A 12,831-nucleotide genomic window follows, 5' to 3' on the forward strand; every position below is an offset into this window, starting at 1 on the left:
TCCTGAGACCCGCCTCACACCGTGGCCGAGACCCCGCGCTCCGCGCACGCCCGAAAGGGCGACCTTGGCCGCTTCCGGCTGTAATCGAAGAGGCACCCATTGTTTGATGTTGAACATTGAACATCATCGCGCTACAGTCGAACCACGTTGATAGTTCAACGTTCAACATCACTCGACCACTCCGCACTCCACGTCCCCAAGGAGCACGTCATGGGCATCTTCGGCCGCAAGAACGAGTCCACCCCCGACACCACCACCGCCGCCGCTGCCGCCGCACCGGCCGGCGCGGACCTCTCCGCGCTCACCGGCGAGTACACCGTCGACCCCGCGCACACCACGCTCGGCTTCGTCGCCCGGCACGCCATGGTGACGAACGTGAAGGGCGGCTTCAGCGACTTCACCGGCTCGCTGCACCTGGACGGCTCGGACCCCGCGAAGTCCACGGCCTCCTTCGACGTACAGATGTCGAGCATCTCGACCGGCAACGACGACCGTGACGGCCACCTGAAGAGCGCCGACTTCTTCAAGATCGACGAGTTCCCGACGATGACCTTCCGGTCGACCTCCGCCGAATCGCTCGGTGGCGACGACTACCGCATCACCGGCGATCTGACGATCCTCGGCACCACCAAGCCGATCAGCATCGACCTGGAGTTCAACGGCGTCGCGAAGGACCCGTTCGGCAACGAGCGCGTCGGCTTCGAGGGCAAGACCGAGATCCTCCGCTCGGAGTGGGGCCTCACCTGGAACGCCGCGCTGGAGACCGGTGGCGTGCTCATCTCCGACAAGATCAAGCTGAACTTCGACATCTCCGCCATCAAGGAGGCCTGAACCGGCCTTCTTCATCGGTGAGTTATGGCGGCCACGAGTTGTGTGGCCGCCAACTCGGCGTACAGGGAGTCCCGTTCGAGAAGGTCGAGGTGGCTGCCCTGGGCGCGTACGCGGCCGTGTTCCAGGACCACGATGGTGTCCGCGTCGACCACCGTGGACAGGCGGTGTGCGATCACCAGGACCGTGGTGTGCGCGGCCAGGTCGCGGATCACCTCGCGCAGGTGCTGTTCGTTGACCGCGTCGAGGTGGGACGTCACCTCGTCGAGGAGCAGGATGCGGGGGTGTCTGAGCAGGGCTCGGGCGATGGCCACGCGTTGGCGTTCGCCGCCCGAGAGCAGCACGCCGCGATGGCCGACCGGGGTGTCGAGGCCGTCCGGGAGCCTGCCCACCAGTTCGTCGAGGCGGGTGCGGGCGAGGGCCTCGCGCAGTTCTTCGTCGCTCGCGTCGGGCGCCGCGTAGCGGAGGTTCTCGCGCAGGGTGCCCGCCAGGACGGGCGCGTCCTGCTCTACGTAGCCGAGGGCGGCGCGCAGTTCGGCGAGCGGCCAGTCGCGGATGTCGCGGCCGTCGACCGTGATGGAACCTGACTCGTGGTCGTAGAAGCGTTCCAGGAGCGCGAAGACCGTGGACTTGCCCGCGCCCGAGGGGCCGACGAGGGCGGTGAGGCCGTGCGGCGGGGCGGCGAAGGTGACGCCGTCGTGGGCCGGGGGGCGGGTGTCGTCGTCTCCGTCGGTGGCGGCGGCGTATCGGAACGCGACGTCGGTGAAGGTGACGCCGGACCGGATGGGCGCCGCGCCCAACTCACCTGCTCTGCCTGCCGGTTGAGGGGTCTCTCCCGGCAGGTTCTCGATCTCCGTCAGGCGGGTGACGGCCGCCATGCCGTTGTTGAGGCCGATCCAGCCCTCCGTCAGTTGCCCCAACGGGCCGACGAGGGAGAACAGGTACAGCAGGAACGCGATCAGCGAGGCGATGTCCAGGGCGCCGGACGCGACGCGTGCGCCGCCGACGCCGAGTACGCACAGGAACGCGAGCTGCACCGCCCCGCCCGTCGCCACGTCGGAGGCGGAGGTCCAGCGGGCGACGGCGAGGCCCTTGTCGTGGGCGTGGCGGGCGGCCGCGGTGACGGCGGCGCGCTCGCGGTCCTCCGCGCCGTTCGCCTTGACCGTGCGGAAGGACTGCAACGCCCGGTCGAGCCGGGAGCCCATCGCGCCGACGGCGTCCTGGGCCGCGGTCTGGGCGCGCCGGATGCGCGGCGTGAGGAGGGCGAGCGCGGCGCCGATCGCGGCGAGGGCGAGCAGCGTCACGCCGAGCAGCACCGCGTCCATGATCCCCATCAGGACGACCGTGCCCAGCAGACCGAGCGCGCCGCTCGCGGATTCGACGAGGCTTCGGGAGAGGACCGTACGCAGCAGGGTCGTGTCGCCGGTCGCGCGCGTCAGGAGGTCGCCGGGGCTGAGCCGGTCCACGGAGGCGACGTTCAGGTGGAGCACGCGGGCCACGAGGCGTTCACGGGCGCCGAGGACGACGGCCTCGCCCGTGCGGCACATGAGGTAGCCGCCGGTCGCCGTGAGCGCGGCGCCGACCAGCACGGCGAGGGTGAGCAGGAGGAGGGCCGGGGCGGGCGAACGGTGCTCGGCGAAGGCCTGGATCGCGTACTTCGCCATGAGCGGCATGCCGAGCGCGGCACCGGACCCGGCGAGCGTCAGGACACCGCCGAGCGCGAGGACGCGGGCGTGCGGGCGGGCGTGGGCGAGGAGGCGGGTGAAGGCCGGGGCGGCGCGCTTCGCGGATGCGGCGCGCTCCGCGGATGCGGGTGCGACGTCCTCCGCGGACGCGGATTCGGGCGTGACGCCCGCCGCGGATTCGAGTGCAGCGCCCGCCGCGGACGCGGATTCGAGTGCGACGCCCGCCGCAGACGCGGATTCGGGCGTGACGCCCGCCGCGGATTCGAGTGCAGCGCCCGCCGCGGACGCGGATTCGGGTGCGACGCTCTCCGCAGACGCGGATTCGGGCGTGACACCCGCCGCGGATTCGAGTGCAGCGCCCGCCGCGGACGCGGATTCGAGTGCGACGCCCTCCGCAGACACGGATTCGGGCGTGACACCCGCCGCGGATTCGAGTGCAGCGCCCGCCGCGGACGCGGATTCGAGTGCGACGCCCGCCGCGGACGCGGGCGTGGCGCCCTCCCCGGCGGATCGCCGACCGGGGACGGCCCGACCATCGGCCACAGCCCGCCGGTCAGCGGCGGCCTGCCCGCCACCGACCGACCGGCGGTCACCGGCAGCGCGCCGGTCGACGCCAACCCGCCCCTCACCGGCACCCCGCCCACCAGCAGCGGGCCGCCCGTCACCGCGCATCCGCGGCGCCCCGCCCCCGGCCACCCGCCGCCACCGTCAGCAGTGGTCGGTACTCCTCCTGTGTTGCGCGCTCCCCCACCATTCGGCCCTCGGCCGCGACCCAGGCGTGCGGGGCGAAAGGGGGTGCGGTGCGGACGCCTGCGTGCCAGGTGGGCCAGGTGCCGGTGAGGCGGCAGAGGAGGGCGGTGGCGAGGGAGCGGGGGAGGCAGCCGTACCAGCCGGCGCAGCGGCGACTGGTGGTGACGACGGAGTCGTGTGCGCCGAGCGCCGCCTCGTAGGTCGCGGGGCGGGCGCCGCGGGCGAGCAGTGTGAGGACGCGGTTCAGGCGGTCCGGGCGGAGGCGGGCCAGCGGGACGGCGAGGGAGACGGCGACGCGTACGCGGAGGGTGCGCGCGCCGCGGCCCGGCATCGTCATTTCCGTGCTCACGGAGTGGCCAGCTTGGCGTCGACGAGTTGCTGCGTGAGTTCGCTGACGTCGGCCTCGGCCTGGGCGCGGTCCACCGCGAAGGCGGCGACGAGGCGGTCGACCGCGGTCCCCGCGTCGTACCCCTGCGCCGCGGCGATGGCGACGACGGTGGCGGAGTCGTTCAACTGCCAGTAAGTGCCGCCTCGTTGGTCGAGGAGTACGCCGCCGTAGTCGGTCGTCGTGACCACTATGCCGTCGTTGAGTCTCACCGGGTCAGGGCCTCTCTCGTGGCGGGGTGTGGGGCGCGCAGCCACATTTCGGCGGCGATCGTCGAGTCCACCGAGTGGCGGGTGTGCAGCGGGGAGTACGGGTCCGCCGCGAGGGCGTCGAGGGTGCGGGCGTCGACCAGGCCGAGGGCGGCGAGGCGGGAGTCCCGCCACAGGGACCGGATGGCGTCGGCGTGCCGGGCCAGGCCCTGGGCGCTGTCGCCGTTCATGTGGTCCTTGGTGGTGCGGGCGAGGAGCGGCGCGGGCACGACCTCGCGCACGGCCTCGGCGAGCAGCGGTTTGTAGCGCGCCGGGTCGATGCGGTCCGCGAGGCGCACGGCGAGGGTCGCCTCGATGACGTGGTCGGCGTACAGCGGCGCGGCGACCGGGAGGCCGATGCCGAGCCCGTACTCCTCCATCGCCTGGAAGTGGCGGGCGCCGATGCGGACGGTGTCGAGGTCGAGGTGGCGGCCGGGGCGCGGCGCGAGCGGTTCGGCGTGCGCGGCGGCCTCGCGGAAGGTGTCGCGCACGAGGGTGCGGGCGTCGGGGGTGAGCCAGGGCGGCAGGGTTTGGCGAACTCCCCAGGAGAGCTGGGGAGTTCGGGCGGTGGGGGGCGGGTCGTCGGTGACCGCGTCCGCGAGCCACGCGCCGAAGGGCCGGCGGGCGAGCAGCGCGCGGGTGGTCGCCAGCAGGGGCCAGCCGAGCTGGTGGCGCACCGCGCCGACGCGGTTCCAGGCCGCGCGTGGCCTGCGCGGGAACAGGTCGGCCGCGGCGGCCGGGAGCGCCATGAACAGCTCGTCGCCGCCGTAGCCCGTGACGTGGCACTCGGAGCCGGTGGCGGCGGCGCGGGCGAGGAGCATACGTGCGCGGGCGCGGGCGGGCGCGACGGGCAGCGGTTCGTCGGTGGGTACGTCGCCGGGGGCGGGGCCGTCGCCAACTCCCTCGTAGAAGAGGGGCACTTCGGAGGCGGGGACCACGTCGTGGGAGGCCTCGGGGGCGAGGGCGGCGGCGCGGCGGGCCCAGGTCTCGTCCTCGGCGTGCGACTCCCGGGACGCCACGGTCAGCAGGGCGAGCCGTTCGGGTTCCGTGCGGCGGGCGAGGAAGGTGAGGGAGGTGGAGTCGAGGCCGCCGGAGAGCTCGCAGCTGACGCGGGTGCGGGTGGCGAGGTGGGCGCGGACGGAGTGGTCGAGTGCGTCGCGCAGCCGTAACGCGCCTTCGGCGAGCGGGAGTTGGGGGTCGGGGGCGTGCCACCAGCGGCGGGTGCGGGTGCGCGTGGCGCCGGACGTCCCGTCGGCGGTCAGGACGAGGGCGTGCGCCGGGTCGACCTCCGTGACGCCGCGCCACACGGGCCGACCGCCGAGCGGGTGCGGCACGAAGTCGAGGAGGCGCAGGGCGAGCGCGGCCTCGTCGAGCCGCGCCCCGGTGAGCGCCGCGAGGACGGCGGGGCGGTCGGAGGCGAGGCGCGGACCGCCGGGGCCTGTCGTGGCGTAGACGCGGCGCAGACCGGACGCGGTGCCGCGCACCCAACTCTCCGTACCCGTACGGGAGATGACGTGGTGGACGCCGGGCAGGCGGCGGGCGAGGCGGGCGTGCAGCGCGGCGTTGTCGCGGGCCGCGCCGAGGTCGGCGTCGAGCCCTTCGGCCACGCTCGGGCCGATGACGACGACGGCGTCCGCACCCCGCGCCGCGTGGCTCACGCGGCGCAGCGGGGTGCGGACGGCCAGCCACGGCCGGCCGGAGGGATACCTGAACACCTGGGCGCCATCGAGGAGTTGCGCCGCCTCCGCCCCCGCCGGGGTGTCCGGCAGGACGACGAAGCAGTCACGGGCGTGGGGCGTCTGCACTCTTCGGCACACCTCGGTCGGCACTCCTCGGTCGGCGCTACTCGGTCGGCGCTACTCGGTCGGCGCTACTCGGTCGGCGTCGGAGTCGATCAGGTGAAGCGGCGGACGATCCACTCCTTGTAGGCGCCGTAGAAGTAGCCGCCCGTCGTCTTGGTGAAGTCACCCTGCTGGAACATGGCGGGCTTTGCGTATGCCTTGCGTCTGTCGGCCGACCGGGGTTGCGGCTGCGACTGCTGCGTCATGATCTCTCCACCTCATCTATGTGTGAAGGATGTGCTTGGTGTGTACCACGTGAACACAGGGGCCATCATTGCTCGTTCGCGATCGTTCGCGCGCGCTACTTCCGGCCAACCCGTACGGGCCTTCCGGCCGAGGTGTGGAATGCTGCGGCCCCATGGCGCTGTCGTACGACCCTGAAGCAGAGCGGGAGTTGGCGGATTCCTGCGCCGAGAGGCGGGCCGTCGATCTGGGCGGGCGGCGGGTGCGGGCGGACGCGCTGCGCGACGCCCTGCTGGCCGGCACCGGCGTGGCGCAGGTGAGCGGCGCCCGCGTGGTGGGGGCGCTGTCGCTGGACGGGGCCGAGGTCAGGGCACTGCTGCGGCTCGACCGGTGCACGTTCGACGAGCGGATCACGCTGGAGGGCGCGAGCACCCTCGCCGTATCGATCACCGGCAGCACGCTCGCCGCGGGCCTGGACGCGGCGACGGCCCGGATCGCGGGGCGACTCGACCTTCGCGGCTCGGTGATCGACGGTCGCGGTCGCAACGCCGTGAAGCTGGTGCACACGCACATCGAGGGCGGACTGCGGCTCGACGGGGCGCGGCTGCTCGCGCCGGGACGGATGGCGCTGGACGCGGGCGGGCTCGTCATGACGGGCGGCGTCTACTGCGAGCGGGGGTTCGCGGCGCGCGGCAGGGTCAGCTTCCCGGGGGCCCAGCTGCCGGGCGGCCTGTACATGCGGGGAGCGCACATCGCGGTCGAGGAGCCGGCGGCGATCGCGTTCGACGCGGACGGCGCGGTGGCGTCGACGATCCGGCTCTCCGGCGGATTCCGGGCCGACGGGAAGATACGGCTGCGCGGCACGCAGGTCGACGATCTGCTGCACCTGGGCGGCGCCGAACTGGGCGGCGGGCTCGAACGGCCGGACGCCGACTCGGTGTTGATGTGCGTAGGGGCCAGGGCGGAGGCGCTGGACATGAGGTTCGCGCGGGCCCCGCGCGGCAAGGTGAACCTCCGCAACGCGCACTTCGCGCGCATCCAGGACGACCACCGCACCTGGCCGCCGATACTCCAACTCGACGGCCTGACCTACGACTGGCTGGAAGAGGCGACCCTGGAGCCCGGCCCCAGCCCCAGCGCGGGCCGCCAGAACGTGGCGACGCGGCTGCGCTGGCTCTCCCTCACCCCCGGCTACTTCCCGCAGTCGTACGAGCAACTCGCCGCGCACTACCGGAGGTTGGGCCACGACGTGGAGGCCCGCCGGGTGCTGCTCGCCCGTCAGCGGCACCGCCGTACGACCCTCGGCCCTGCGGGCCGGATCTGGGGCCATCTCCTCGACGCCACCGTCGGCTACGGCTACCGCCCCTGGCTCGCGGGCCTGTGGCTCGCGCTGCTCGCGGTGATCGGCTGGACGGTGTTCGCGACGCACACGCCGGTGCCGAACAAGGCGGGCGAGGGCCCGCGGTTCAACGCGTTCGTGTACGCGCTCGACCTCCTCGTCCCGGTCGGCGGTCTCGGCCAGGGCGGCGCCTGGCACTGGGACCAGCCGGGCGTACAGGCCCTGGCCTACGCCCTCGTCGGGGTGGGCTGGATCCTGACCACGGCGGTAGTGGCGGGGGTGACGCGGACGCTGAGCCGAGTCTGACCACTGCGACATGACGTGGGCCACACCCGGGCGCCCCGATGTCACATCCCGGCCACCCCCATCCGTCTCCTCACCGAGCACCCACGGGAGGAGCCAGATGTCCGCCGCACCCACAGAACGCCGCGATCCCGCCCCCGCCAAGGGCGAACGCCTCGCCGACTGGGCAGACGGGCAACTCGGGATCTACGGACTCGGCCGCACCTACCTGCGCAAGGTGTTTCCCGACCACTGGTCTTTCATGCTGGGCGAGATCTGCCTCTACACCTTCCTCATCCTCATCCTCACCGGCGTCTACCTGACGCTCTTCTTCCACCCGTCGATGAACGAGGTGACGTACAACGGCGGTTACGTGCCGCTGAAGGGCATCCGGATGTCGGAGGCGTACGCCTCCACGCTCGACATCAGCTTCGACGTGCGCGGCGGGCTGCTGATCCGGCAGATCCACCACTGGTCGGCGCTGATCTTCGTCGCGGCGATGTTCGTGCACATGATGCGGCACTTCTTCACCGGCTCGTTCCGCAAGCCGCGCGAGCTGAACTGGCTGTTCGGCTGGACGCTGTTGTTCCTCGCGCTCTTCGAGGGCCTGCTCGGCTACTCGCTCCCCGACGACCTGCTGTCCGGCGCGGGCATGCGCCTGGTCGAGGGCATGACGCTGGCCGTGCCTGTCGTCGGCACGTACCTGTCGTTCTTCCTGTTCGGCGGCGAGTTCCCCGGGCACGACATCGTGGCCCGCTTCTACTCGATCCACGTCCTGCTGCTGCCGGGCATCATGGCGGCGCTCGTCGTCACCCACCTGATCCTGGTCTTCTACCACAAGCACACGCAGTACCCGGGGCCCGGAAAGAACGAACGGACCGTCGTGGGCGAGCCGTTCTTCCCGAACTACGTCGCGAAGGCGGGCGGCTTCTTCTTCCTCGTCTTCGGCGTGGTGACGCTCGTCTCGGCGGTCGCCGCCATCAACCCGGTCTGGGTGTACGGCCCTTACCGCCCGGACCAGGTGTCCACGGGCGCGCAGCCGGACTGGTACCTGGGGTTCGCGGAGGGGCTTGTGCGCGTGATGCCGGGCTGGGAGATCGTGGTGGCCGGCCACACCGTCACCCTCGGCGTCCTCGTCCCGCTCCTCGCGTTCCCGCTGTGGCTGGTGCTCATCGGCGTGTATCCGTTCATCGAGGCGTGGATCACCGGCGACAAACGCGAACACCACATCCTCGACCGCCCCCGCAACCGCCCCGTCCGCACGGGCCTCGGCGCCGCCTGGCTGACCGGCTTCCTCGTCGCACTCGCGGCGGGCGGCAACGACCTGTGGGCCACCCACTTCCACCTCTCCGTCAACGTCATCACCTGGTTCGCGCGGGTGGCCCTGATCGCCGGCCCGGTCCTCGCGTTCGTCGTCACGAAGCGGGTGTGCCTGGGCCTCCAGCGCCGCGACCGGGACAAGGTCCTGCACGGCCGCGAAACGGGCCGGATCAGGCGCCTCCCCCACGGCGAGTACGTCGAACTCCACGAGCCCCTGCCCCAGGGCGAGTTGCACCGCCTCACCCAACACGAACAGCCCCCGCCCCTCGAACCACTCCCGAACGAGAACACCCACGGCGTCCGCCGACTACGGGTCACTCTGTCGCGCTGGATGTTCGGCGAGGGCACCCAGATCCCGAAGCCACACCGACCACTGCCCGCACATCGGGCCCCTACGCCGGGTGAGCCACATCAAGCCCCTGCGGCGATTGAGCAGCGGGGTCCGGGGCAGAGCCCCGAGACGTCACCCCACTAGAACCCGCCACCAAAGTCCCCGCCACCCCCACCAAAATCTCCGCCACCCCCACCGTCACCGAACCCACCCCCGAAGTCCCCCGGATCAAAGTCCGACCCGGAAACGTCCCCGCCATCGAACCCGCCCCCAAAGTCCCCACCCCCGTAATCCGCCGCATACGCCGGACTCGCCAACATCGACCCCAACACCGTCCCGACCAACAACCCCGGCAGCATCCCACCCCCGAAGTACCCCCCGGCCCACGGCCCGTACGCCGGCCCCGCCTCGTAGTACGGCCGCCGCTCCCCCGCCCCCGCGTCGACCGTCCGCACATCCGGATCCTCCCCGTCCCGCAACCGCGTGGCATCCGCCGCACACACCGGAACCTCACGCGACGAACCGCCCGGCGGCGTCCACCACGCGTCCTCGACGGAAGGCCCGTGCCGCGGGTCGAAGAAGCACGGCGCCCTGCGCTCCGGCAGCGGCCTCCCCTCGCGCCGCGCGGCGAGCAGCGCCAGCGAGAACCGGCCGTCCTCCAGGGCCTGCGTCACCCCTCGTACGTCGTCCGGGCGCTGCGCCTCGCTCATGTACCGCTTCGCCGACTCGTACGCGTCGAGCGCCCGCTCGAAGTCCGCGCGCATCGCGTCGTCGGCCCCGGCCTCGGCCGGGTGGAAGTCGAGCCGGTCGAGTTCCTCGCCGAACGCCGTGATGTCCTCGTCCACCACGACCCGCAGCTTTTCGAGGGCCTCGCGCTGCTCCGCCTCGCGCTTGCGCCGGTTTCGCCTGTTCAGGGCGTACACACCGGCTCCGCCTGCCACGACGACGGCGCCGACGCCGATCAGCGCGCCGGCCGACACCCCGTCGTCACCGCTGTCCCAGGACGAGGGCGCCGAGCCCTTCGCCGTACGGAGCGACATGCTGACGAAATCGTCGAGCTGGCTCTTGGCCGACTGGCCCTGCACGCTGCCCGCCGCGTTCTTGACGGCCTGCTCGGACATCACCTGTTTGTCCGCGCGCGCGTCGAACCGGTCGCCGAGTCGGACCCCGTAGACGCCGGTGATCCCGGTCTTCGCGCGCAGGTCGTAGAACAGCTTCTGCGTCGGGAAGTCGGCGGGCAGCACCGCCACCATCACCGGTTTGTCCGCGTCCTCGATCTTGGCCTCAAGGGCGTCGACGTCGTTCGACGTCAGGCCGTCGGCCGCGCCGGGCGCCACGTAGACAGGGCTCTTCTGCAGGGCGTCGGCCACGGTGGAGGTGTCGGTGGCGGCGGAGGCGGGGGGCGCCACCGCGAGGGTGGCACCCAGCGTGAGCAGCGGGGCGGCGAGGGCGGCGATGAGGGGCCTCATACCTTCGACGCTAACTCAGCGGACGCCGCGGGGCGCTGTCCCGGCCCCCGCCGCTCAATCTCCTCCGGCCGCCGCTCCGCGACCGGCTTGCCGAGCATTCACGACGTGAAGTCTTGACGTGCCCATGGAAGGCTTCTTAACTCACCTCTTGAACTAAGCCGTGACAGTGGGCGGTTGACGCCCACGGGACTCAGGAGGCACCGTGCGCACCCCCATAAGACCCGGGCACCTGACCAGACTGCTCCTTGTCGGCGCCCTCGCCGCCGCCGGGCTGACCGGCGCGGCCACCACCACGGCCCAGGCCGCGAACGAACAGGTCTCCGTCTGGCTCACCAGCACCGACGACGACGGCGGCCGGCACGTCACGCGCGGGCTGCAGCAGCAGACGCCGGTGGCGTTCACGGCGGGCACCGGCTCGTCCGGCACCGCCGTCACCGTCGACGAGAACACGAGGTACCAGACGTTCACCGGCGCGGGCGCGTCCTTCACGGACACCGCGGCCTGGCTGATGAACGGCAGCGGCGCCCTGTCGCAGGCCACCCGGGACGCGACGATGAAGAAGCTGTTCTCGCCGACCGACGGCATCGGCCTCTCCTTCCTCCGCAATCCGATGGGCGCCTCCGATCTGGCGCGGTACGGGTACACCTACGACGACGTCCCTGCGGGCCAGAGCGACCCGGCCCTCGCGAAGTTCTCCATCGCCCACGACCAGGCCGACGTGCTGCCGCTGACCAAGCAGGCCAAGCAGCTCAACCCGGCCGCGACCGTGATGGCGTCGCCGTGGACGGCGCCCGCCTGGATGAAGGACAGCGGGCAGCTCAACGGCGGCTGGCTGAAGGCCGAGCACTACGGCGCGTACGCCGACTACTTCGTGAAGTACATCCAGGCGTACCAGTCGGCGGGCGTCCCGATCGACTACGTCACCGCGCAGAACGAGCCGACCTGCTGCTCGGGCTATCCGTCGATGAGCTGGAACGCGTCGGGGCTCGCGTACTTCACCAAGAGTGAACTCCTTCCGAAGCTCGCGGGCGCCGGGCTGAAGACCAAGGTCCTTGCCCACGACTGGAATTGGGACACCTACGACGCGTACGCGGCGCAGACCGTGGACGACGCGGCGGTCCGCTCGCACCCGAACTTCGGCGGTGTCGCCTGGCACGGCTACGGCGGCGACGTCGCCAAGCAGACCGAGATCCACAACAAGTACCCGTCCCTCGACGCGTTCGGCACCGAGCACTCCGGCGGCACCTGGATCGCCAACCAGCAGCGCGAGGACATGATGAACATCATCGACTACACCCGTAACTGGGCGAAGTCGGTGACGAAGTGGTCCCTGGCCGTGGACCAGAACCGCGGCCCCCACAACGGCGGTTGCGGCACCTGCGACGGCCTCGTCACCGTGCACAACGGGGACGCGCGCTCGGGGCAGGTCGACTACAACATCGAGTACTACACGCTGGGCCACCTGACGAAGTTCGTCCGGCCGGGGGCCTCGCGCATCGCCTCCACCGGTTCGTCCGCCGTCCCGAACGTCGCCTGGCGCAACACCGACGGCTCGAAGGCGCTGATCGCGTACAACGACGCGGCGAGCGCGAAGACGCTCACCGTCAACTGGGGCGGCCAGCACGTCACTTACACCCTGCCGGGCAGGACCTCGGCGACGTTCACCTGGAGCGGTACGCAGTCGGGTACGGGCGAGCGGACCGGCGCCTTCCACGGCCTGGGCGACAAGTGCCTCGACGTGAAGGACGGTTCGACCGCCAACGGGACGAGCGCCCAGCTCTGGACCTGCTACTCCGGCTCCCCGAACCAGACGTGGACGGTGCGCTCGGACGGCACGGTCCGCGCGCTCGGCAAGTGCCTCGACGTGTCCGGGGGTTCGACCGCCGACGGGGCGAGGGTCCAGCTCTACGACTGCAACGGGACCGGTGCGCAGCAGTGGCGGTACGAGGCCGCATCCGGCGACCTGGTCAACGTACCGGCCGACAAGTGCCTTGATGTGACCGGGAATTCGGGGGCGGACGGGACGGTGACACAGGTCTGGTCGTGTACGGGGGCGGCCAACCAGAAGTGGCGGCTCGTGCAGTAGCGGCTCGTGCAGGAGCAGTGGTGGCGGTCGCGGGGCTCTGCCCCGGGCCCCGCTCCTCAATCGCCGGAGGGGCTTGATTCCGGC

At 71.9% G+C, this 12,831-nt stretch carries 10 protein-coding genes; 4 read left to right on the forward strand and 6 right to left on the reverse strand.

The features are described 5' to 3' along the window. Positions 1–210 precede the first annotated feature (210 nt). Positions 211–831 carry a YceI family protein gene (locus tag RBJ65_RS25015; protein WP_306318784.1) on the forward strand — a complete coding sequence of 207 codons (621 nt, stop codon included), beginning with the start codon at positions 211–213 and terminating at the stop codon, positions 829–831. Between the two features lie 11 nt (positions 832–842). Here the strand turns inward: RBJ65_RS25015 and RBJ65_RS25020 are convergent, their stop codons facing one another. The 5 genes from RBJ65_RS25020 to RBJ65_RS25040 form a co-directional block, all read right to left on the reverse strand. After that, positions 843–2,915, reverse strand: coding sequence for an ABC transporter ATP-binding protein (locus RBJ65_RS25020; protein ID WP_306318785.1), 2,073 nt, complete (start codon positions 2,913–2,915; stop codon positions 843–845). Positions 2,916–3,174: 259 nt separating this feature from the next. Then, entirely contained in the window at positions 3,175–3,612 is a 438-nt protein-coding gene (locus RBJ65_RS25025) for a lasso peptide biosynthesis B2 protein (protein WP_306318786.1), read from the reverse strand. Then, positions 3,609–3,860, reverse strand: a complete 252-nt coding sequence (locus RBJ65_RS25030; RefSeq protein WP_306318787.1) for a lasso peptide biosynthesis PqqD family chaperone — start codon at positions 3,858–3,860, stop codon at positions 3,609–3,611. The genes RBJ65_RS25025 and RBJ65_RS25030 overlap by 4 nt, the downstream gene beginning before the upstream one ends. After that, positions 3,857–5,701 (reverse strand): asparagine synthase-related protein, encoded by a 1,845-nt coding sequence (locus tag RBJ65_RS25035; RefSeq protein ID WP_306318788.1) that lies wholly within the window; start codon positions 5,699–5,701, stop codon positions 3,857–3,859. Before RBJ65_RS25035 ends, RBJ65_RS25030 begins: the two co-directional genes overlap by 4 nt. An 89-nt stretch (positions 5,702–5,790) precedes the next feature. After that, positions 5,791–5,943 carry a keywimysin-related RiPP gene (locus RBJ65_RS25040; protein WP_306318789.1) on the reverse strand — a complete coding sequence of 51 codons (153 nt, stop codon included), beginning with the start codon at positions 5,941–5,943 and terminating at the stop codon, positions 5,791–5,793. Positions 5,944–6,095: 152 nt separating this feature from the next. Between RBJ65_RS25040 and RBJ65_RS25045 the strand changes: the two genes are divergently transcribed. After that, on the forward strand, positions 6,096–7,565 hold the full coding sequence (locus tag RBJ65_RS25045) for an oxidoreductase (RefSeq protein ID WP_306318790.1): 1,470 nt from the start codon (positions 6,096–6,098) through the stop codon (positions 7,563–7,565). Between the two features lie 97 nt (positions 7,566–7,662). Further along, a complete protein-coding gene (locus tag RBJ65_RS25050; RefSeq protein ID WP_306318791.1) occupies positions 7,663–9,336 on the forward strand; it encodes a cytochrome bc complex cytochrome b subunit in 1,674 nt (557 codons plus the stop codon). Here the strand turns inward: RBJ65_RS25050 and RBJ65_RS25055 are convergent. Further along, positions 9,333–10,661, reverse strand: coding sequence for a hypothetical protein (locus RBJ65_RS25055; RefSeq protein WP_306318792.1), 1,329 nt, complete (start codon positions 10,659–10,661; stop codon positions 9,333–9,335). The genes RBJ65_RS25050 and RBJ65_RS25055 overlap by 4 nt on opposite strands. Before the next feature lie 214 nt (positions 10,662–10,875). On the opposite strand from RBJ65_RS25055, the gene RBJ65_RS25060 reads away from it, so the two are divergent. Beyond that, positions 10,876–12,747, forward strand: coding sequence for a ricin-type beta-trefoil lectin domain protein (locus RBJ65_RS25060; RefSeq protein WP_372341265.1), 1,872 nt, complete (start codon positions 10,876–10,878; stop codon positions 12,745–12,747). The last annotated feature ends 84 nt before the right edge of the window (positions 12,748–12,831 follow it).

The organism is Streptomyces sp. KL109B, assembly GCF_030766935.1.
Classification (GTDB): Bacteria; Actinomycetota; Actinomycetes; order Streptomycetales; family Streptomycetaceae; genus Streptomyces.

Bases quoted from the DNA above. Each gene is read 5' to 3' on its own strand.
- RBJ65_RS25045 (WP_306318790.1), top strand. From the start codon at position 6,096: ATGGCGCTGTCGTACGACCCTGAAGCAGAGCGGGAGTTGGCGGATTCC.
- RBJ65_RS25040 (WP_306318789.1), bottom strand. From the start codon at position 5,943: ATGACGCAGCAGTCGCAGCCGCAACCCCGGTCGGCCGACAGACGCAAG.
- RBJ65_RS25015 (WP_306318784.1), top strand. From the start codon at position 211: ATGGGCATCTTCGGCCGCAAGAACGAGTCCACCCCCGACACCACCACC.
- RBJ65_RS25050 (WP_306318791.1), top strand. From the start codon at position 7,663: ATGTCCGCCGCACCCACAGAACGCCGCGATCCCGCCCCCGCCAAGGGC.
- RBJ65_RS25055 (WP_306318792.1), bottom strand. From the start codon at position 10,661: ATGAGGCCCCTCATCGCCGCCCTCGCCGCCCCGCTGCTCACGCTGGGT.